We start from the raw sequence: 20729 nt of genomic DNA on the forward strand, positions 1-20729 counted from the left end.
CCTTACGTTTTATTGCTGCATACTGTAGTATTTTAAATACTTTTCAAACCTTTTTGCATAAACCGCCTGTTTCGCGGCATCAGGCGCAAAACATGTTTTTAACAGGGGTTTTATATCCTTTACCGAAGCTATCTCGCCGGCTGCTTTTAAGCCCATATAGGCCGCGCCAAAGAGCGAGGCATGGAGTAAACCGTCGACATAAACCGGCAGGCCAAATATCGAAGCAGCCAGCGACAACCAAAACGGTGATTTTTCAATCCCACCGGAAATGCTTATAAACTTTGGCGGACGACCTACTATCGGCACCGTTAGCTCATAGCATTGCTTGAGATTGAACAACACGCCTTCCAGCACGGCATAGTAAAGATCATAAACATCGCTATCGAGTCTTAATTCGAACATTGCGGCGCTTTTTTTATCATCCCAGCCTGGGCAGCGTTCTCCCGCCAGAAAGGGAAGAAAAATGGGAGCGTCTTTTTTGGTCAGGGCGCCGCGGGCGCCTTCGTCCAACTCTTGCAAGGTTATTCCGCCGTTTAAGCCAAGAATTCTTTTGCCGATCCAGTCTACACAGTTACCGGCGCCGGCGGTGGCACTGCCAACTATCCATTTATTCTCAACCCCTACATAGCACCACGTGGACGGATACTCCGCCAGGATGGGCCTATCCACGGTCAGGCGCAGCGCCGCGCTGGTTCCCACCGAAAGGGTCATGATATTATCGCTGAAGGCCCCGGCCGCGATCTGGTTCATGCACCCGTCCGCACCGGTTATCAGTACCGGCGTACCCTCCTTGAGCCCTAAAAAGTTCGCCGCTTCCCTGGCCAGCGGCGCCAGATACTCCGAATCCACCAGCCTGGGCAACATTTTGTCTTCGACCCCGGCAATGTTTAATGCTTCTTCGTCCCAGTTTAAGGTGTATAGGTTCAAAAAGCCGCCGCCGGAAGCAGTACTTTTCGCAACGGCAAACTCGCCGGTAAGGCTTAAAAAGAGGTACTCCGGCATCGTCGCGATAAATGCAGCCTTGCCGGCATTGCCGGTTTCCTTTTCATGCACATATTTCCACAAGGTATATGTAGTGTGAATCGGGCAGCCGGTACGCTTATACAACGAAAGGAAAAGCTTGCGGTCTTTACGGTACTTCTCGGTGGTTGGCGCCGCTTTGGTATCGGCCCAGGTAGATAAGGGCGCGATCGGCCTTTTATCTTTATCAAGCATTACCAGACTGTGGCTCCAAATGCTGCAGGTAGCCACCATATCGACCGTGTCGGTACCGGTCTTTTCCAATAGCTGTTTACCCGCCAGCAGCGTTTCCATCACTACTTTGTCCGCATCAAGCGTAACGGTGTTGCCGGCATCGGCTGAATAATTTCGGGGCAATATTCCGACTACGCCTTCCCCGCTCTTGTACAACATAGCCTTGGCCGCGGCGGTTGATGCCTCTAATACAAGGATCAGCATCCTCCGTTTCCCTCCCTTTTCCATCCCCCAGGCAGCCAACCGTCGCTTAATCTTTGGGCAAGTTGCGGTAAATCTTATTTTTGGCATTTATGATGTGGGTCTCGACGCATTTGCGCACCTGGTCCTCGTCCTGGGCCACAAGGGCGTGGAAAATGGCCTCGTGTTCCTTGACACCGGCAATTGTTTCTTCTTTGCTCTGCCGGCCATAGATATAATAGGCGTAATAATGAGTGCCTAAATTGCTGTAGATCCGCATAAGTCTTTTGTTGCCTGAACAGTTGACAAACAGCTGATGGAACTCCTGATCCAGATAATAATTTTGAAAGTAGTCGTTAAGGTCAACAGCATGTTCAATAATGCGCATATGCTCGTTCAGGTTATTAATAAACTTTTCTTTGATTGTTGCATCATGTTTAAAGGTGTGCATTATTTGTTTTACGTAATAGGTTTCGATCATTAGCCTTATGTCTAGCAGTTCGGCGATATCATCCCAGTTAATATCCCTTACTTTGATGCCTTTGCGCGGAATGCTTTCCACCAGGCCCTCGGTTATCATTCTGTTCAGCGCCTGTTTAATGGGCGTTTCGCTTATGCCGTACCGCTCATGCAACTCTCTTATGACAATTTTTTGTCCAGGAAGAAGCACTCTCTCCGTAATGTCTTTTTTTAAGGCTTTGTAAGCCACATCGACCAGGGTTTGGGTCGGGTAGTGCATCGTATTCAAGCCGTTCATCCTCCTAAAGCTAAATCATTAATCGGGATTTACTAAAAGCAGGGCGCCCGGTCATATGCAAGAACTGAAAACGCGCTTACTAAGGCATATGTGATTGAAGGTAAAATAGGCAAACATTTTTAGATTTTAGATTTTGGATTTTAGATTTTAGATTAAAAATTCGAAATATTTCTTCGCCATATGTAATAAAATTCCTGCCGTTCACAAAAATTTTTTTCTTCCCCTGTGGCGATGGATTGCACGTTTCATCACGCGCGTGAACAAATAAAAAAGGCATGGCCAATGCCATACCTTCCCTCTCCGCAAAACAAGCACAACAGTCATTATTGCGTAGCGCACCGACCACCAAGGAAATGCCGCTTCGCTTTTTCCGCCTGTTACCACAGGCCGAGGACTTTCCACCAGATAGCGCCAATGCCCACCCAGATGACCATGTTGATCACCGAGATAATGAAGCCCAGCTTCCACCAGGTACCCTGGTCGATGTAGCCGGCGCCGAAATAAATGGGCGCGGGGCCGGCGGCATAATGGGTTAGCGACATGCAGAGGTTGGACATGAAGGCTAGCGCCAGCGCCACCAGGTAGGCCGGCGCGCCGGCGGCGACGGCGACCGAGGCGAAAGCGGCGTACATGGCCGTGATGTGGGCCACCAGGCTGGCAAAGCCGTAATGAGCGTACATGTAGACAACCAGCAGGACAAAGAAGGCCTGAATCCAGGGGATACCGGCGATGCCGGCGCTGACCGTCTTGGCGAACCAGGGAATAAAGCCTAATTTAGAGAGGTAGTCGGCCAAACCGATAAGGCTGCCCATCCACACCATGGTGTCCCAGGCGCCTTTTTCGTCAAGAATGTCTTTCCACTCGAGCACCTTAGTAATCATCATCACCGCTACGCCCAGCATGGCCACAACGGTAGCGTCCAGTTTGGTGTACTGGGAAGTGCTCCAGAGCACCAGCGCGCCGACAAAGACCAGGGCGACGATTTTCTCTCCCCAGGACATGGGGCCCATTTTCGCCAGTTCCTCGGCGGCCAACGTCTTGGCCTCCGGCGTTTTGGTGATTTCCGGCGGGTAGAACTTATACAAAAAGTACGGCACGACCAGCAGGGAGATAAGGCCCGGGACCGCCGCCGCCAGCGCCCAGAGGCCCCAGCTGATCTGGATGTTAAGCGTTTTGGCCGCCAGGAGGGCGATAAGCGGGTTGCCGGCCATCGCAGTCATAAACATGGCCGAGGTAATGGTATTGGCCTGATACTCGGTCTGCATCAGGAAGGCGCCGACTTTGCGGGCGGTAGGGCCAGGCTCGGACCCGAACGCCGTCGACAGACTCTTAACAATGGGGAACAGGATGCCGCCGGCGCGAGCCGTGTTGGACGGGGTGGCCGGGCTGATAATGAGGTCGCTGAGGGCCAGCGTGTAGCCCAGTTTCAGCGTGCTGTCGCCGATGGCCCGGATGAGCATGTAGGCGATGCGTCGGCCCAGGCCGGTCTTAATAAAACCCTTGGCAAACAGAAAAGCGGCGACAATCAGCCAGATGGTGGTATTGCTGAAGCCGGACAGCGCTTCGGCCGGTTTGAGCACGCCCGCCAGGGCGGTAAAAGTAATACTGATAAAAGCAACAGAGCCAATGGGCAGGGGCTGCAGGATGAAGCCCAAAATGGTCGCCACGAAGACGGCCAGCAGATGCCAGGCCTGTGGTTTGAGGCCGGCCGGGACGGGCCACAGCCAAAGGGCGGCGCCGACAGCAAGAACAATAAGTCCGCGAGTAAGATTGTTCACGAATACTACCTCCTTGCAAATTATGTATAGTGCCATATTTTTACTATAGCAAACTCGCCGGCAAAAAGACAGTCCTTTTGAAATGTTTAGCTAACTATCTTTGGTAGAAAATAACAGGCGGGGATATGCCCCCGCCTATCGTTGTCTATTACGCCTGACCGTATTTGCTTTTAATCAGCGGTTTGATGCCGCCGCTGGCCAGGATGTTCATAATATAGTCGGACAGCGGCTGCGCCTTGGCGGTGGCGCCGGTCGTCTCGTTTACTACCTCGCCGGTCTCAATGTTTACCGCCAGGACGTCGCCTCTTTTCACCATCGCGCTGATATTCGGGCACACCAGGAGAGGAATACCCAGGTTGATGGCGTTGCGGTAGAAAATGCGGCCAAAGGAGTCGGCCAGGATACAGCCTACCCCCGCGGCTTTCAGCGTCACTACGGCATGTTCGCGGCTGGAGCCGCAACCGAAGTTGGTCGCGGCCACAATGATGTCCCCGGGCCGAAACTCTTTCACAAAATTGGGATCGGCCCCTTCCATGGCGTGTTTGCCCACGTCTTCCGGGTCGGTCAGGTCCAGGTAGCGGCCGGGATAAATCTGGTCGGTATCAATGTTGGCGCCATAAACAAAGGCTCTTCCTCTGATCGTTTTCTCCATTGTCAGCACCCCTTAGTCCAAGTATTTAGCCGGATCGACGATTTTGCCCTCCAGGGCGGCGGCCGCAACGGCTGCCGGCGAGCCGATGAAGATTTCGGCCTTGGTGTGGCCCATGCGGCCGGGGAAGTTGCGGCTGGACGCGGTTATGCAGGTCTCGCCGGAGGCAAGCATCCCCTGGTGCGTGCCCAGGCAGGCGGCGCAGCCCGGCGTGACAAAGGTGGCGCCGGCTTCGACCAGCGTCTGGATGTAGCCTTTTTCCATGGCTTCCAAAAAGACGGCCTTGGAGGCAGGAACGACGATGAACCGGGTGCGGGGATGAACTTTTTTGCCTTTGAGGATTTGGGCCGCCACGGCCAGGTCTTGGACGCGCCCGCCGGTGCAGGTGCCGAGAAAAGCCTGCTGGACGGGCCGGCCGATATACTCGGTAATGTCGTGGACGTTGTCGACGCTATGCGGCGCCGCCACTTGCGGCTTGAGGTCGGACACGTCGAAAGTATGCTCGGCGGCGTACTGGTACCCCGGGTCGGTATGGAAGATTTCGTAGTCGCCCTTAACCCTGTCTTTAAGATATGCGAGCGTGATTTCATCGGGCTGGATGTAGGACGTTTTGGCCCCCATCTCGGTGGTCATGTTGCACAGCGCCATGCGCTCCGATACACTGAGCTGCTTGAGGACGGGGCCGGTGAATTCGACGGCTTTATACACGGCGTAATCGGCGCCCAGCGTGCCAATGACCTTGAGAATAATATCCTTGGCATATACGCCTTTCGGCAGTTCGCCTTCCAGGTTGATGCGGACGATTTCCGGCACGCGGAACCAGAGGTGGCCGGTGATCATGATAGTCGCCAGGTCGGTAGCGCCCACGCCGGTGCCGAACGCGCCGAACGCGCCGTGAGTGGTGGTGTGGGAGTCGGTTACCACCAGCACCATGCCGGGATAAACCAGGCCTTTGTCGGCCAAAACCTGATGGCATACCCCCTGGTCGACGTCCATCAGTTTGTCGATGCCCTGCTCCCAGGCAAACTCGCGGAACTGTTTCTGGTTGTCGGCCTGCATGATGGTCGAGGCCGGCGCGTAGTGGTCAAGGAAAATGACAATTTTACCAGGGTCAAAAACCTTTTTCCCGCCCATTTCGTAGAACGAGCGGATGGTCTGGAGATAAAGATCATTGATGCCGGCCAGGTCAACTTTGCAATTGACGATTTCACCGGTAGTGACATGGTCCTTGCCGGCAGCCTTGGCCAGGATTTTCTCAATTGCGTGCATGTAAATTTTCTCCTCCCGTATCAGGCATAGTTTTTACCGTTATTCAGGCGTGAAGGCAGTCATACCAATAAATTGGCACCACAAGCGATTAAAGAAGGTTTTTGAACCAATTCAAGCGCGACAAATGTCGCGTGCGTAGCCCTTTGCGCTCTTTGTGTTCTTTGTGGTTCCATTTACCACTTTCCGACTTCCACTTTCCACCCTATTTGCAGTGCGCGGCCGCCAGCGGAACGGTCAGGCTGCCCTGGGGCATAAGGGTAATGCTGGGCCGGGGGCCTAATTTGGCGTACGCCATCTGCAGGGCTTCATCGATGTCTTTGGCCGGAGTAAATAAGAGCGTCCGGGCCAGTTCGGGATCCAGGCCGGAAACAAGGATAAATTCGGCCTTCTTCATCAGCCTGGTGACGGCATAGGCCTTGTGGGCGCCGATTTGGAAATTGGCCCGCAGCGCTTCTTCGACCGCCTGGGGCGTACGATGCTGCTGCATGGTCTTCTCGTACAGCGCCGACCCGGACCCTTCCTCGCACTCGCCCAGGATAATGACGACCCCGCCTTCACGAACGGCGCACCAGGCGTTGTCCATCGTCTTCTGGAGCTGGTAAACGTTGATGTCCTTGGGGTAGCCGCCGCAGGAGGCAATGACCAGGTCGGCCTCCTTTTCCACCTTGACGCCGTAGACTTCGTCGACAAATTTGCAGGCTTCCAGGTGAGCCTGGATGTAGTCGCCGGCAAAGACCTTCAGGAATTCCTTCTTCTCGTTGAGCACGACGTTAAGTAAAAAGGAGGGACGGCACATCTCGACGCCTTCCACCTGGTCCTCGTAGACGGGGTTGCCATGGAGCCGGCCGATGACGGCATTGGGATCAAAAATCATGCTGTGGTTTTTGCGGATGGTTTCATACAGGGCCACGCCGGGCAGCATGGCTTTGCGGCCGCCGCCGTAACCGGCGAAGAAATGGTGGACGACGCTGCCGGTACAGACGATGTGGTCGGCCTCGGCCACCAGTTTATGGAAATAGACCGGCGTGCCGCGGGAAGTGGTCCCAAAATATTTGAACTGGCTTTCGTCACGGCAGTCGCTGTTGTACATGCGGACCCTTTTTGCCACCTCCGGCCCCACGGCCTCGACCATCTCCTCCTCGGTCATCAGCCGATGCGTGCCGAGGGAGAAAATGACGAACATATCTTGGTCGGGTACGCCGACGGCATTGAGTTCATTGAGCAAGAGGGGCATGAAGACATGGCTGTTGGCCACCCGCGTCGGGTCGTTAACGATAAAGGCCACCGTTTCGCCTGGCTTAACGATTTCCCGTAGCGGTTTGGCGCCAATGGGGTTGCGGATGGCTTCCAGGATAGCCGCCGCGGGGTCGGCCAGTACCGGCATGTCTTTTATGGTCAGTTCACCGATGACAAGGTCGGAATCTACCGCAAAATTGACCTTGCCGCGTCCGTATTTGAAAGTATACTGTTTTAGAGCCAATTGTCTCACTCCTTACAAGATAATCATGTCAATAAACTGGCGCCACAAGCATATGGAAAGTAAAAACGTTTCACCACTTTCCACTTTCCACTTTCCACTTGGGCCAGATTACCTCATACCTCACACCTCATACTTCATACTTCATACTTCATACCTCATACTTCATACTTCATACCTCATACTTCATACCTCACACCTCATACCTACCAAAGCCCCAGCACCTTCCACCACATTGACCCAAGGCCCACCCAGACGATCATGTTGACGACCGAGAGGATGAAGCCCAGGCGCCACCAGGTGCCTTGGGGGACGAAGCCGGCGCCGAAGTAGATGGGCGCCGGACCGGTAGCGTAGTGGGTCAGGCCGGCGAACAGGTTGGAAACGAAGGCCAGCGACAGGGCGGCCAGATACGGCGGCGCACCGGCCGCCACCGCCACCGCGGCAAAGGCGGCGTACATGGCGGTCACATGAGCCGCCAGGCTGGCAAAACCGTAGTGGGAGTACATATAGACGACCAAGAGCAGCATCAGGGCCGGCAGCCAGGCAATACCGGCAATGGCGGCGCCGACGCTCTTGGCAAACCAGCCGATCAGGCCCAGCTTGGCGAGATAGTCGGCCAGACCAATCAGGCTGCCCATCCAGATCATGGTATCCCAGGCGCCTTTTTCCTCCAGCACGTCTTTCCATTCCAGCGCCCCCGCCCACAGCATGATCGCCACGCCGATCATGGCCACGTTGGTGGCATCAAGTTTGGTATAGGTGCCGGTAGCCCACAGAATAAGCGCCAGCACGAAGACGAAGGCAACTACTTTTTCGCCGTAACTCATGGGACCCATCTTTTCCAGTTCCCGATGGGCCAATTCTTTGGCCTCCGGCGTCTTGGTGATTTCCGGCGGGTATATTTTGTACAGAATGTAGGGGATCAATGCTAGCGAAATAACGCCGGGCACGGCCGCTGCCGCCGCCCACATGCCCCAGCTAAGCTGGATGTTGAGCGTTTTGGCGGCCAGCAGAACGATTAACGGGTTAGGCGCACAGGCGGTCATGAACATGGCCGACGTTACGGCATTGCCCTGAAAGACGGTTTTCATCAGGTAGGCGCCAACGCGGCGGGAAGTGGCGCCAGGCTCGGAGTCGAAGGCCGACGCCAGGCTGCGCACAATCGGGAACAGGATGCCGCCGGCGCGGGCAGTGTTGGACGGCGTCGCCGGCGCGATAATCAGGTCGCTCAGCACCAGCGCGTAGCCTAATTTAAGCGTGCTGTCGCCGATCGCCCGCATTACCATGTACGCGACCCGGCGTCCCAAGCCGGTTTTAATAAAGCCTTTGGCAAAGAGAAAGGCCGATACAATAAGCCAAATAGTGTTATTGCCAAAGCCGGACAGAGCCTCGGCGGGTTTGAGTACTCCGGCCAGAACGGTAAAGGCAATACTGGTAAAGGCCACTGCGCCGATGGGCAGCGGCTGCAGTATAAAGCCCAAAATGGTGGCCACAAAGATGGCCAATAAGTGCCATGCCGCCGGCTTCACGCCGCTTGGCACCGGCGCAAACCAAATCGCGGCGCCGACCGCCACAATAAGCAGAACGCGCATTAGTTTTGAATGCATACCCTTTCCCCTCCCTGTTATTGATTTTCCTGCCGGAAGCAAACGAAGGCCTTTTTTCACCTCCTGCCACAGCACCATGTGCCACTGTTGCCTTACCCCTTTAATAATGCAAAAACCGTGCCAACCCTCAAGGCGCCTAATTTACTGACTTTTTCGGCAAAAAACGTTGCATTTTTGCGACAAGTGTTTTACACTTGCTTTATAATGTTGCATATTGTTGCAAGGCGGTGTTTAAAATGGCGAATATTGTTTTTCTCGCCCCTGACGAAAATATGTATCACATGGCGCAGGAAACACTGCGCCATGCCCACCCCGACATCCGGATCGAGCGGGGGCTGCTCAGCGCCGGGGTCCGCATCGCCCGCAAGCTGGTGGAGGGCGGCGTGGAAGTAATTATCTCCCGCGGCGGTACTGCCAGCGCCATTAAAGACGCCGGCCTGCCGGTCACCATCGTGGAAGTGCCGATTACCGGCTTTGACGTCATCCGCACGGTGGAACAAGCCAAGCGGTACGGGACACGCATCGGCGTTGTGGCCTTCCCGTCCATGGTCATAGGCATCGACTGCCTGGGCCCCATTCTCGGCGTCGACATCCGGCAGTATATCATCACCGACGAGCTTGAGGCCGAAAGCCGGGTGCTTCAGGCCTTCCGGGACGGCGCCGATGTCGTCGTCGGCGGGGTGATTACCGGCAAATCGGCCCAGAAACACCACCGTCCCTATGTCCTGATTAAAAGCGGCAGCGAAGGCATTGCCCAGGCGGCGGCCGAAGCCAAACGCATCGCGGCCGCGCGGGAGTTAGAAAAGGCCAAGGCCGGCCTCTTCCGCACCGTCCTCGATTTTGCCTATGATGGCATCATTTCGGTCGACCATGGGCAGCGCATTACCATCTTCAACCCCATCGCCGAACGGCTTACGAAAATTGACGGCGCTGCGGCCATTGGCAAAAAAGTAACCGACGTATGGCCCGAACTGGGGCTGGAAAAAGTGTTGGCCACCGGCCGGGACGAACTGGGCCAGCTCCTCAAGGTCAACGGTACCAGGGTGCTCTGCAACAAGGTACCGATCATCGTCAACGGCAAACCGGTCGGCGCGGTGGCTACCTTTCAGGATGCCGGCAACATCCAGCAGATGGAGGCCCGCATCCGCCGCGAAATTTACGCCCGCGGCCATGTAGCCACCTTCACGTTCGAGGATATTATCGGCGACAGTCCCCAAATCCGCCATACTGTCCATATGGCCCAGGAATTCGCCCAGACCCATTCTTCCGTCCTTATCCTTGGCGAAACCGGCACCGGCAAAGAGGTCTTCGCCCAGAGCATCCATAATGGCAGTGCCCGCGCCCACGGTCCTTTCGTCGCAATCAACTGCGCCGCCCTCCCCAGCCAAATTCTGGAGAGCGAACTGTTCGGCTATGTCGGCGGCGCCTTTACCGGCGCCAGCCAGAAAGGCAAGCCGGGACTGTTTGAGCTGGCCCACGGCGGTACTATTTTCCTTGATGAAATCGCCGAGATGGACTATGTTACCCAAGGCAAGCTGCTGCGCGTCCTTCAGGAGAAGAAAGTCATGCGCCTTGGCAGCGACCGCGTCATCCCGGTTGACGTGCGGGTCATTGCCGCCACCAACCAGAGCCTCAGCCGCCTGGTGCGGGAAAATAAGTTCCGCGCCGACCTGTATTACCGCCTTAATGTGCTGCGCCTCAAGCTGCCGCCCCTGCGCGAACGGGGCGCCGATATTATCCGTTACGCCGAGTTTTTTTTGGAAAAACACAGCGCCGCCCAGAACCGGCGCCTTACCTTCACCCCCGCCGCCCTGGAGCGGCTTGCCCGCCATCCGTGGCCGGGCAATGTACGGGAGCTGCAAAACACGATTGAACGGATCGTAGCCGTATGTCACCAGCCGCAGGTGGATGCCGGCCTGGTGGCGCAAATGCTGGAGGACGACGCCGACAGCGAAACGACGGTGGCGGTGGACGACGGCGAAAAGGAGCAAATCCGCCAAGCCCTGGCCATCGCCAAAGGCAAACAGGGTGAAGCAGCCCGCCTGCTTGGCGTTAGCCGCTCCACCCTGTGGCGCAAAATGAAAAAATTAGGTCTGCGTTAATAACCTAATTCACTTTTAATTTGTCAGACTGCGAACCGGGGCCGGGATGCGCCCGCCGCGGGCGATAAAGCCGTCGGATTTAAAGGGATTGACGGCAATGATCGGACTATGTCCGAGCAAACCGCCGAATTCCACCCGGTCGCCCACCGTTTTGCCCGGCACGGGAATGATGCGGACGGCGGTAGTTTTGTTATTAATCACGCCGATAGCCGCTTCGTCGGCAATGATGGCGGCGACGGTGGCCGCCGAAGTGTCCCCGGGTACGGCGATCATATCCAGTCCAACCGAACACACGCAGGTCATGGCCTCCAGCTTTTCCAGCGTCAGACTGCCGCGCTCCACGGCGGCAATCATGCCGGCGTCCTCGCTCACCGGAATAAAGGCGCCGCTGAGGCCGCCCACATAGGAAGACGCCATAAGCCCTCCTTTTTTTACCGCGTCGTTTAAGAGGGCCAGCGCCGCCGTCGTACCGGGCGCGCCGCAGCTTTCCAGGCCCATTTCCTCCAAAATATGGGCCACACTGTCGCCAATAGCCGGCGTCGGCGCCAGCGACAAATCGATGATGCCGAACGGCACGCCCAGGCGGCGCGACGCTTCCTGCGCCACCAGCTGCCCTACGCGGGTAATTTTAAACGCCATCTTTTTCACCGTCTCGGAAACCGTGCCGAGGTCACGGCCGCGCACCTCCTCCAGCGCCCGTTTCACTACCCCGGGACCGGATACGCCGACATTGATGGTGGTCTCCGGCTCACTTACGCCATGGAAGGCGCCGGCCATGAACGGGTTATCCTCGACGGCGTTGGCAAACACCACCAGTTTGGCGCAGCCGAGCGCATCCCGGTCACGGGTGAGCTCGGCCGTCTGTTTAATAATTTCTCCCATCTCCCGCACAGCGTCCATATTAATGCCCGCCTTGGTCGAAGCCACGCTGACCGAAGCGCAAACGCGCTCCGTCCGGGCCAGCGCTTCCGGGATGGAACGGATGAGAACCCGGTCGCCCGCGGTATAGCCCTTGTCCACCAGGGCGGAAAAACCGCCGATAAAGTTAACGCCCACCGTTTTGGCCGCCGCGTCCAGCGCCTCGGCCACCGGCACGAAGCTGTCGGTCCGGCAGCTTTCGGCGGCAATGGCAATAGGTGTTACCGAAATGCGTTTATTAATAATCGGGATGCCGTATTCGGCCTCGATGTCTTCACCGACGCGCACCAGGCGGTCGGCCAGCCGCGTTATTTTATCATAGATATTGCGGCAGAAGACGGCGATATCCGGATGAGCGCAGTCGCGCAGACTGATGCCCATGGTGATGGTGCGCACGTCAAGCTTATCTTGTTCAATCATGCGGTTGGTTTCAAGAATATCATGAAAGGTCAGCATCACAAGCCTCCGTCGCTAAAGTTAAATGCGGTGCATGATGCGGAAGATATCCTCATGCTGCACCTTGATGTCCAGGCCGATTGCCTCGCCCCGGCCACCCAGAATTTGCTGCAGCTCTTTCAGGCTGACGGTAGCCGCCGCCATATCGGCGATGAGTACCATGTTAAAGAAGCCGTCCACAATATTCTGGTTGATATTCAGGATGTTAATGTTGTTGTCGGCCAAGATGCCGCTGACCATGGCGATAATGCCCACCCGGTCCTGACCCACAACCGTGATGACGATTTTCATGTCCTTTCCTCCTGTCGCGACTATTAGTTATTTTTTTTAAGACAAACGCACTCAATGCCGGCCTCTTGTACCAGCTCCCGCGCCAGCGGATCGGGATAGGGATGCTCGTAGACGATACGGCGAATGCCGGCGTTAATGATCATCTTGGTGCAAGCTGAACAAGGCTGATGGGTGCAGTACAGCGTCGCCCCTTCAATGGCCACGCCGTGCAGCGCCGCCTGGACGATGGCGTTTTGCTCGGCATGCATGCCCCGGCATAGCTCGTGCCGCTGCCCGGACGGCACGTGATAGGTGTCGCGCAGACAGCCCACCTCCTCACAGTGCGCCAGTCCGCGCGGCGCGCCGTTATAGCCGCTAGTGAGCAGTCGCTTATCCTTGACGATAACCGCTCCCACCTGCCGCCTGAGACAAGTCGAGCGCAGCGCCACCACCCGCGTAATATCCATAAAATATTCATCCCAGGTCGGTCGACTCACACCATCACCATCCTTCCATGGCATACATATGTAATTTTTACGCAGAGTTAATTCGATTATATCATAGCCGGCTCCGGCCGCAAAAGGAGTTTAGCTTTAATCCGCCGGATTTCTTTTTTATACCTTCCCTGGTTTAGCCGATTTAACATAAAGTATAATAACCGGCCCGGCTTTTGTCCAATCTATATTTTGCAGGCATTCGAGCATAAAAGGATGGTGAAACATTGGATTGGCAGGAAATCATCCGCGACACCTGGCAAACCTCGTTAGTGTTTTTCAGTTTACTGGTCTTTGCCCGTTTTTTGGGCAATACCCAAATCGGTCAGTTAACCTTTTACGAATATGTCAGCGGTATTACCATCGGTTCGATCGCGGCCAACGTTGCCGCATCCGAGCCTGATAAAGTGTGGAGCCACTTCTATGACCTGGCGTTATTTGTCACCCTTACCTATTTTATATCGTACCTTACTATAAAAAGCCGTCCCCTTCGCAAAATAATCGAAGGTTCCCCGACCGTCGTGATCGAAAACGGGCGCATTATTAAGGAAAATATGCGGGGCCTGCGGTACGATTTGGATGAATTAAACGGCCAACTGCGCCAGCAAGGTATCCTTGACCCTTCCGAGGTGCAATACGCCATCATCGAAACATCGGGAGAGCTGAGTGTTATTAAAAAGGCCGACTATCAGCCCCTGACCAAGAGCGATTTGAGGATTCACTTGCCGGATCCGACTTTTCCGGTAGAACTCATTATGGACGGAGAAATTATTGAAGAAAACTTACGTCGCCACAACCTGACGCAAGACTGGCTGGCAAAGCAGCTTGCCGCCCGCGGCATCGCCGACATATCCGAAGTGACCTACGCCGCCATCGATTCCAAGGGCCAGCTATTTGTCAGTGTCACAACACCTGCCGCCAAGCAAAATAATAATTAGCGCGCCATAGTAAAAGTGGTTGAGAGCTTCGCTTCCCAACCACTTTTACTATATAAATGCTAAAGTATCTTTCTTGCCGTTTAATTTTAAAGGTTATAAACCAATCGTTTCTTTTAAAGCTCGCGCCCAAAATGTTTTACAGCGATTGTTTAAGGCCCAGGAAGATGGTGCGCTCTTGAGCCGGATAGCCGGCTACTTCCTGATAACGCTTGTTAAACAGGTTGTTGACGGTCAGATATAGCGACTGCCCTTCCCCTAAGTCATAGCTGGCAGTGGTATCGACAACGACCCGTCCTGATACCTTGGAATTCCCTACCCCTGATTCGCTAAGGTAGTTTACTGATAACGTCTGGTTCAGCTTGCCGTAACGCACATTCAAGTTCGTATACAAATTATGGTGCGGGTCGCGGACACTTGGGTCGGTGGTTTCGGTATGGAGATAGGAGTAGCCGATGCCGGCGGTAACTGCGTTCGACAGCTTGGTCGCATAAGTCAGATTGACGCCGCTGGAGCGGAAATTATCAATGTTGGCAGGGCTAGTACCGTTCCAGCGGATAGCATCATTGAGTTCACGCTTAAATAAAGAAACCATTGCTTCGCTCTTCGTGTCTAAGCGTTTTTTGACTCCGAATTCGGCTGTCCATCCCGTCTCGGGCTTTAGATTTGGATCCCCTTTATAGATACCCCATTCAGATTCTGAATACCAATATAAGTCGTCAAACGTAGGCGGCTTAAATACCTTGCCCCAGCTGGCAAAATAGTTGGTGCGGTCATCGGCCCGGTAATTCACCGCCAGTTTTGGCAGCAATTTATTGCCGTACTGGCTGTTGTCGTCGTACCGCAGCCCGGTCGTAAGCTGCCAATAATCATTGACCGTGTACTGGTCCTGCAGGTATAAAGCCCGAACATGCCGACGTTGTAAGCCGTTTTCATTGGTACTGTCAACCTCTTCGCTCCGCCAGTCAGCTCCCCACGTAATGGTTTGGTTGGGGTTAAGCCGTAGATTTTGCTGATATTCCAAGGCCTTGACCTCGTTGCGGTGCCGGAAATCAACCCCGTTACGGCCTACATAAGTTTGACTATTGTTATAATACCTCAGGATGTTTTCGGTCGTTCCCTGTTTAAAGGTGTAAGTTGCGCCCCAGTTTTGCCGGAGGACATCGGCATAATCGGTCAAACTGGAGGATGTATTCCACACATAATTGCCGTTTACTTGATTCATCCAGCCTGGAATACCGGCATGGCTGCCGTAATAATCATAGGTGACCGTTAAGTTTTCCCGCGAACTTAAGTCTTTATCCAACCTGACGGTGGCGTTTTTCCCGTCGTACTGATTGTTGGGGCGCTGGCCGTCCGTCTTGTCCTTGGCGCCGGTGATATACCAGCGGAAGCCCCGTTCCTCGCCCTGATTGACAATACTGCTGCGGAAGGTGCCGTTATTGCCCCCGCCAATATCTAAAATTGTCTTGACCGAGCCAGCGCCTTTTTTCGTAATAATGTTAATCACGCCGCCCACGGCATCAGACCCGTACAAGGTGGAACCGCCGCCGCGCACAACTTCGATCCGCTCGATATTATCCAGCCCGATAATCGTGCTGAAGTCAAGCGGGCCACGGCCATAGGCCGCGCCTTGCGGCAAATTCAGCCGCTTGCCGTCCACCATCACAACGGTGCGGTCGCTGTCGTTAATATAAACTGTAGCAAACTCCCCAGCACCGCCTTGTTTCTTAACCACCACCCCCGGCACGCCTTCCAGCGCGTCGGCTAAATTGCGCGCGCCTTTTTGCTCAAGCTGCTCGCCGGTGATAACGGTCACGTCGGCCGGCGTGCTGGCCAAGGCCTGCGGAACGCGGGCAGCGGTCACGGTGATTTGGTCCAGCTGAAATACCGGCTCCTCCGCCGCGAAGGCCGGGCTTGCCACCAGCAGCGTTCCCACCGCCAGGGCCGATGCGATGCGTTTGGTTAAAAATTTCTTGCCGTAAGACATTGATTTACCTCTCCTTACAATGCAAAATTTGGTTGGACGTAAATATGGCCATCGGTATTATGCAGGACAAATTCCATGTCGTACATTGTCGCCAGCACCTCGGTCGACAGCACGGCTGCCGGCGGGCCGCAGGCCAGCATCCTGCCGTTTTTCAGCAGTAAAAGATTTGTGCTGAACCGTGCGGCAAGATTAACGTCATGGATGACGGCGACAACGGCAATGTTGTTTTTGGCCGTTAATTGTTTAATGAGTCTTAAAATCACAAACTGGTTGTATAAATCCAGATGCGACGTCGGCTCGTCAAGCAGCAGAATTTCCGGGCATTGGGCCAAAGCGCGGGCGATCAGCGCTTTCTGCCTTTCCCCTTGGCTCAGCTTGCTCATTTTCGCATCCCGCTTCTCCCACATGCCGACGTCTTGCAGTGCTTTTTCCACAATGCGAAAATCTGCCGCCGTTTCGCTGCCAAACCGGCTGATATGGGCAAACCGTCCCATCAGCGCCGTTTGGTACACACTATAATCAAAAACGGCTTCTTCGGCGCCGACGACGGCGATTATTTTCGCTAGGTCGCGCCGGGGGAAGCTACTGACACTTTCGCCCTTAACCAGGATGTTGCCTGTTTGCACCGGCAAAACCCCGGCAATGCACCTGAGTAGCGTAGACTTCCCTGTGCCGTTGGGCGCGATAATGCTGAGAAAATCGCCCCTGTCCACGGCAAAGCTAATATTATGCAAAACGGTTTTGGCCCCGTACCCGGCCGATACATTTTGAACTTCCAGCAATCTTTCTTTCATGGCTTCCTCACTGTCTGCGGTCTGTTCGGTACAAAATATACAGGAAGAACGGGCCGCCCAGCAGCGCGGTGACAACACCCACCGGCACCGGGGACAGACTGGCAAACAAGCGCGTCACGCTGTCGGCCCACAAGAGGAAGATCGCCCCCCACAGCGCGCACGCGGGCAGCAGCAGTCTGTGCTCCGGGCCGATAAGCTTGCGCAGCATGTGTGGCACAATAAGTCCGATAAAGCCGATAATGCCGCTTACCGCGACAACCGTGCCGGTTATCAAGGTTGTGCACAATAGTAAGCTGACCTTGACTTTGGCTACATCCACTCCTAAAAACTGGGCATTCTCGTCGCCGGTTGCAAGGATGTCCAAATCCCGGGCAAACAGCATGATCCCTGCCAGGCCAATGGCAATAAGCGCCGCCATTAGCGTCAGGTTTTCCGGCGGATTGCCAAGGCTGCCCAACAGCCAGAACAAAATCGGCCCCAGCTGCTTGGTATGAAGAGCCATGATGGAGCTGAGCAACGCATTGAGTAGCGACCCCAGGGCAACGCCGGCCAAAAGCAACCGGTTGGAACTAAGCTCCGCCCTGTCACCGCCGCCAAGGATGTATACGATAAATATCGTGACCGCCCCGCCGGCAAAGGCATAGAAACTTACAAACGCGGTGTGGCCAAGCACAATGGCCACAGCAGCGCCTAACGCCGCTCCGGATGAAACCCCCAGGATAAACGGATCGGCCAGGGGATTTTTAAACAAGGCTTGATAACAAGCCCCGGAAACGGCCAAACTGCTGCCGATCAGCATAGCCAAGGCCAGCCGCGGCCACCGGATTTCCCACACGATCTTGCTATGCACCGGCGGCAGTTCCGGGCCGATTTCTACGGGCAGCAACCGCTGCACGACGATAGCCGCAATCTCACCGGGCGCAATGTCCGCCGAGCCGATGGACAGCGCGGCAACAGCCGTACCGATGAGGACGACTGCCGATAATAACAGGACTATTGATTGGGTGCTACGGAATTGTTTCATCGTTCACTGCCACTTTTCGTAGAGGAATGAAGAATTGCCGCAACCTCTTCAAGGGCGGCGAAACTGCGCGGTCCGGGCCGCGCCAAAAAGTCGTCGGAAACGTAAAAAATGCGGTTTTCACGTACAGCCTGAATGTCATTTAGCTGAAACTTCGTAAAGACCTCCGTCTTCTTCCCGTAGACGCCGTGCCGCACCACCAGATAAGTGTCAGGGTTGTAGGCATACAAAGTCTCAAAATCAGAAGAAAGGTAGTCAACCTGCCTGGCGCCGGCCACATTGACGCCCCCGGCCTGGACGATGACGTCATGGATATAGGATTTCGCCCCAACCGTGAGCAGCGGTACGTCCCATATTTCCACAAAGACCCGCCGTTTATCGCTACCTGCATGTAAAGTCCGGATGTTTTGAAGCTTTTGCGCCAGTTCGCCGGCCAGCTTTTCCCCGTTCGCTTCTTCATGGACAAGACTGCCGATCAGGCGGATCGCCTTTAAGACTTCCTCCATGGTCTGGGGTTCGATGGCCGCAACGCGAATACCCGCCTTTTCCAGCGCCCGAATGGTCTGGTAGTGCATTTGACCGCTGGCCAAGACAAGGTCGGGGCGCATCATGACGATCGTCTCAATATCGGGGCTTTGAAAACCGCCGACTTTGGGCAGCTTTTTGGCTTGTTCCGGAAAGTCGCAGTAAGTAGTAACGCCAACCACCCTGTCGCCGGCTCCCACGGCAAAGAGAATCTCAGTAATGGAGGGGGCCAAAGAAACAATGCGCAGGGGCTTAGTTTCCGGTATGTCAATACTTCGTCCCAAAAAGTCCTGCAGCTGGCCGCGGGTAGAAGTCTTGCTCTCCTGGACAGGCAGCAGCATGATCAAAATAAACAGGGACATTACAAAATAAACCGACCAGTATAGGAGTTTGCGCATGGCGTTTCCCCCTAATAATCTTCAATAAAAAGCCCGGCTAAACAGCCGGGAAGAAGAACGCTACAGCTAATCCCCTCCCCATCGCTCGTGGGTACCAGCGGTGATTGGCAGACAGGCAGTTCTCCTGGCTCTGGCTCATCGCTCGCCCAAACCTTCCCAGGACTCTTCGTCCCAGTGGCATATTCTTGGGTCTGCTCCCCATTACAGTGGCGGGACCGCGCCGGCTTTACACCGGACTTCCCTATTAAGCCCCGAAGGGCACCTGTCCCTGACATTTTAAGTTTAGGAACCGTAGAGTTTAGGAACCGCAGAGGACGCGGAGATAAAATTTTATTAAAATTAATTAAAACCTCAAGTGCGATGTATATCGCACTCTCCGTGCGCTCCGCGGTTCAATCCTGGTTTTCCTGGCTTGTGATGCCAATTTATTGGCATGATTATCTCTGTGGTTAAATATCGACTTTCCTGTTTTGTGGTGTTTCAGAAAAAATATACCACCGATTACTAACAAGGTCAATAAAAAATTTGGCTTGTCATTCTTGCGGCCTGATGACATTGTCCGCGTGGTTAGAGGTAACTGCGCCGGCGTATCTGATATAGTTTTTCGGCATAATGCTTCCTCCTCGTTAAGGTTTTAATCTTCGATTCGCTAAATCCCAAAAGGCTTCTACCCGCGTAATGATCCCGGCGCTACCGGTATGCTCGTCAATATTGATGAAAATATACGGTTTATCGCTTTTCCGGAAAACATGATGTTCCAGGTACTCATTGATAAGCGAATCCGGACCGCAGCCAAAGCTCGACACCATAACAATGCCCGTAATATCGCCTTGACGGCAAAAATAACGGGCCGCTCCGGCGATCTTGGCCGATAATTGCCAGTAGATGTCCGGCGCAAAGACTTTAGCTTCATCATAGAGGACTTTGCTTGCGATGTTATCCGGAGTAACAATCGCGGCCCCCTGGGCGGTCAGCGTACCGATTATGTCTTTACAAAACAAGGCGTCCTTCAGCAGGTAATTATGCCCGATGACGGCGATGCGGGGCCGGGGTGGTTGATTGGGCGATGGCGCCGGGGCCCGCCAGGATTTCAACGACCGGCTGTACGCCAAATTTCCGGCCAGCGGGGAACGTCCCATCGCCTGGCAAGCGGCATAGACGGCCTGAAATTGCCCGGCCAGCGACTTGGTTTCGATATTGGGAGCTATCAACCGTTCGGGGGATAGGCTAAACGTATTTCTGACTATATCGGGCAGTCCGGCAAATTTGGCGCAGAAATAAAAATGGCGGTGGTACCGGACAATACGCGGAACAAAAATATGGCTGCATTTATCCAATAAAGAAGCAACATGCCCCAGATACACCTTAAGCGGCAGGCAGGATTCGTCAATCGCGAGCGACGTACCTTGATCCAGCATGCGTTTGTTGGTTTCGCCGGATACCGTAACTTGAACTCCCATATTCTGAAAAAAAGCAGTCCATAAGCTGCCAAAATCATGGTATAGCAGCGCCTGGGGGATCCCGACATTATCGACCATATTATTCATCCTTTACCAAGAAAAAGTTGCCTGCCATTAAAAGGGAGGTAGTTCGGCTACCTCCCTCGCGGTTATTGTTCTTGGTTTTTTAGTTTGTTCTCGGCAGTAGAACTAAGGCGGCTGTTGAGTTGCGCGATGTGCCGGTTCATGTCTTGAGACATTTGCTCAAACATTGTCTTAGCGCTTTGATCGTCAGTAGCCGTAGCAAACTGTGCGTACGTACCTTTAGCGGCTTCCGCGGCAGCAATGGCTTTCTCCAAATCTTTTTTTACGGTCATAATGTTAGCCTCCAATCATAAAATGTTGAGCGCTAC

General features: G+C 54.6%; 18 protein-coding genes and 1 riboswitch. Of the genes, 2 read left to right on the plus strand and 16 right to left on the minus strand.

All coding sequences use genetic code 11. The features are described 5' to 3' along the window. Window positions 1-9: 9 nt before the first annotated feature. From BLQ99_RS00330 to BLQ99_RS00365, 7 genes are all read right to left on the minus strand, one after another. Window positions 10-1458 carry a gluconokinase gene (locus BLQ99_RS00330; RefSeq protein ID WP_171904554.1) on the minus strand — a complete coding sequence of 483 codons (1449 nt, stop codon included), beginning with the start codon at window positions 1456-1458 and terminating at the stop codon, window positions 10-12. Window positions 1459-1504: 46 nt separating this feature from the next. After that, entirely contained in the window at window positions 1505-2191 is a 687-nt protein-coding gene (locus BLQ99_RS00335) for a GntR family transcriptional regulator (protein WP_093687005.1), read from the minus strand. A gap of 377 nt (window positions 2192-2568) precedes the next feature. Then, on the minus strand, window positions 2569-4005 hold the full coding sequence (locus tag BLQ99_RS00345; RefSeq protein ID WP_093687009.1) for an anion permease: 1437 nt from the start codon (window positions 4003-4005) through the stop codon (window positions 2569-2571). Window positions 4006-4117: 112 nt separating this feature from the next. After that, window positions 4118-4621, minus strand: coding sequence for a 3-isopropylmalate dehydratase small subunit (locus tag BLQ99_RS00350; protein WP_093687011.1), 504 nt, complete (start codon window positions 4619-4621; stop codon window positions 4118-4120). A 12-nt stretch (window positions 4622-4633) separates the two neighbouring features. Further along, the gene (locus tag BLQ99_RS00355; protein ID WP_093687012.1) at window positions 4634-5887 is read right to left on the minus strand and encodes a 3-isopropylmalate dehydratase large subunit; all 1254 of its coding nucleotides are present in this window, start codon (window positions 5885-5887) and stop codon (window positions 4634-4636) included. A 202-nt stretch (window positions 5888-6089) separates the two neighbouring features. Then, on the minus strand, window positions 6090-7367 hold the full coding sequence (locus BLQ99_RS00360) for a nickel-dependent lactate racemase family protein (RefSeq protein ID WP_093687014.1): 1278 nt from the start codon (window positions 7365-7367) through the stop codon (window positions 6090-6092). A 203-nt stretch (window positions 7368-7570) separates the two neighbouring features. Further along, a complete protein-coding gene (locus BLQ99_RS00365; RefSeq protein ID WP_093687016.1) occupies window positions 7571-8974 on the minus strand; it encodes an anion permease in 1404 nt (467 codons plus the stop codon). Between the two features lie 236 nt (window positions 8975-9210). Between BLQ99_RS00365 and BLQ99_RS00370 the strand changes: the two genes are divergently transcribed. Further along, complete coding sequence (locus BLQ99_RS00370) at window positions 9211-11076, plus strand: sigma-54-dependent Fis family transcriptional regulator (RefSeq protein WP_093687018.1); 1866 nt, start codon at window positions 9211-9213, stop codon at window positions 11074-11076. A gap of 15 nt (window positions 11077-11091) precedes the next feature. Here the strand turns inward: BLQ99_RS00370 and BLQ99_RS00375 are convergent, their stop codons facing one another. Genes BLQ99_RS00375 through BLQ99_RS00385 form a run of 3 tightly spaced genes read right to left on the minus strand, consistent with a single transcriptional unit; the run spans window position 11092 to window position 13217 of the window. Then, a complete protein-coding gene (locus BLQ99_RS00375; RefSeq protein WP_093687020.1) occupies window positions 11092-12450 on the minus strand; it encodes a PFL family protein in 1359 nt (452 codons plus the stop codon). A gap of 21 nt (window positions 12451-12471) precedes the next feature. Continuing rightward, window positions 12472-12741: an ACT domain-containing protein gene (locus tag BLQ99_RS00380; RefSeq protein WP_093687022.1), complete on the minus strand. Its 270-nt coding sequence runs from the start codon at window positions 12739-12741 to the stop codon at window positions 12472-12474. A 23-nt stretch (window positions 12742-12764) separates the two neighbouring features. Then, a complete protein-coding gene (locus BLQ99_RS00385; RefSeq protein WP_093687024.1) occupies window positions 12765-13217 on the minus strand; it encodes a deoxycytidylate deaminase in 453 nt (150 codons plus the stop codon). A 224-nt stretch (window positions 13218-13441) separates the two neighbouring features. Here BLQ99_RS00385 and BLQ99_RS00390 point away from each other — a divergent pair, with 224 nt between their 5' ends. Further along, window positions 13442-14152 (plus strand): YetF domain-containing protein, encoded by a 711-nt coding sequence (locus tag BLQ99_RS00390; protein WP_093687026.1) that lies wholly within the window; start codon window positions 13442-13444, stop codon window positions 14150-14152. 136 nt (window positions 14153-14288) lie between these two features. On the opposite strand, the gene BLQ99_RS00395 is transcribed toward BLQ99_RS00390, so the two are convergent. The 6 genes from BLQ99_RS00395 to BLQ99_RS00420 form a co-directional block, all read right to left on the minus strand. Then, window positions 14289-16139, minus strand: a complete 1851-nt coding sequence (locus BLQ99_RS00395; protein ID WP_093687027.1) for a TonB-dependent receptor plug domain-containing protein — start codon at window positions 16137-16139, stop codon at window positions 14289-14291. A gap of 14 nt (window positions 16140-16153) precedes the next feature. After that, the gene (locus BLQ99_RS00400; RefSeq protein WP_093687029.1) at window positions 16154-16933 is read right to left on the minus strand and encodes an ABC transporter ATP-binding protein; all 780 of its coding nucleotides are present in this window, start codon (window positions 16931-16933) and stop codon (window positions 16154-16156) included. A gap of 7 nt (window positions 16934-16940) precedes the next feature. Then, a complete protein-coding gene (locus tag BLQ99_RS00405) occupies window positions 16941-17957 on the minus strand; it encodes a FecCD family ABC transporter permease (RefSeq protein WP_093687031.1) in 1017 nt (338 codons plus the stop codon). Further along, entirely contained in the window at window positions 17954-18877 is a 924-nt protein-coding gene (locus BLQ99_RS00410) for an ABC transporter substrate-binding protein (protein WP_093687033.1), read from the minus strand. Before BLQ99_RS00410 ends, BLQ99_RS00405 begins: the two co-directional genes overlap by 4 nt. A 97-nt stretch (window positions 18878-18974) precedes the next feature. Then, window positions 18975-19158: riboswitch (cobalamin riboswitch) on the minus strand. A gap of 345 nt (window positions 19159-19503) precedes the next feature. Next, window positions 19504-20415 (minus strand): acyl-CoA dehydratase activase-related protein, encoded by a 912-nt coding sequence (locus BLQ99_RS00415; RefSeq protein ID WP_093687035.1) that lies wholly within the window; start codon window positions 20413-20415, stop codon window positions 19504-19506. Window positions 20416-20486: 71 nt separating this feature from the next. Continuing rightward, window positions 20487-20693, minus strand: coding sequence for a DUF1657 domain-containing protein (locus tag BLQ99_RS00420; protein ID WP_093687037.1), 207 nt, complete (start codon window positions 20691-20693; stop codon window positions 20487-20489). Window positions 20694-20729: the final 36 nt, after the last annotated feature.

This window comes from Sporolituus thermophilus DSM 23256, assembly GCF_900102435.1.
GTDB lineage: Bacteria > Bacillota > Negativicutes > Sporomusales > Thermosinaceae > Thermosinus > Thermosinus thermophilus.

Bases quoted from the DNA above. Each gene is read 5' to 3' on its own strand.
- BLQ99_RS00400 (WP_093687029.1), bottom strand. From the start codon at position 16,933: ATGAAAGAAAGATTGCTGGAAGTTCAAAATGTATCGGCCGGGTACGGG.
- BLQ99_RS00395 (WP_093687027.1), bottom strand. From the start codon at position 16,139: ATGTCTTACGGCAAGAAATTTTTAACCAAACGCATCGCATCGGCCCTG.
- BLQ99_RS00335 (WP_093687005.1), bottom strand. From the start codon at position 2,191: ATGAACGGCTTGAATACGATGCACTACCCGACCCAAACCCTGGTCGAT.
- BLQ99_RS00375 (WP_093687020.1), bottom strand. From the start codon at position 12,450: ATGCTGACCTTTCATGATATTCTTGAAACCAACCGCATGATTGAACAA.
- BLQ99_RS00350 (WP_093687011.1), bottom strand. From the start codon at position 4,621: ATGGAGAAAACGATCAGAGGAAGAGCCTTTGTTTATGGCGCCAACATT.
- BLQ99_RS00415 (WP_093687035.1), bottom strand. From the start codon at position 20,415: ATGGTCGATAATGTCGGGATCCCCCAGGCGCTGCTATACCATGATTTT.
- BLQ99_RS00380 (WP_093687022.1), bottom strand. From the start codon at position 12,741: ATGAAAATCGTCATCACGGTTGTGGGTCAGGACCGGGTGGGCATTATC.
- BLQ99_RS00370 (WP_093687018.1), top strand. From the start codon at position 9,211: ATGGCGAATATTGTTTTTCTCGCCCCTGACGAAAATATGTATCACATG.
- BLQ99_RS00345 (WP_093687009.1), bottom strand. From the start codon at position 4,005: ATGGCACTATACATAATTTGCAAGGAGGTAGTATTCGTGAACAATCTT.
- BLQ99_RS00420 (WP_093687037.1), bottom strand. From the start codon at position 20,693: ATGACCGTAAAAAAAGATTTGGAGAAAGCCATTGCTGCCGCGGAAGCC.
- BLQ99_RS00405 (WP_093687031.1), bottom strand. From the start codon at position 17,957: ATGAAACAATTCCGTAGCACCCAATCAATAGTCCTGTTATTATCGGCA.
- BLQ99_RS00330 (WP_171904554.1), bottom strand. From the start codon at position 1,458: ATGCTGATCCTTGTATTAGAGGCATCAACCGCCGCGGCCAAGGCTATG.
- BLQ99_RS00355 (WP_093687012.1), bottom strand. From the start codon at position 5,887: ATGCACGCAATTGAGAAAATCCTGGCCAAGGCTGCCGGCAAGGACCAT.
- BLQ99_RS00365 (WP_093687016.1), bottom strand. From the start codon at position 8,974: ATGCATTCAAAACTAATGCGCGTTCTGCTTATTGTGGCGGTCGGCGCC.
- BLQ99_RS00410 (WP_093687033.1), bottom strand. From the start codon at position 18,877: ATGCGCAAACTCCTATACTGGTCGGTTTATTTTGTAATGTCCCTGTTT.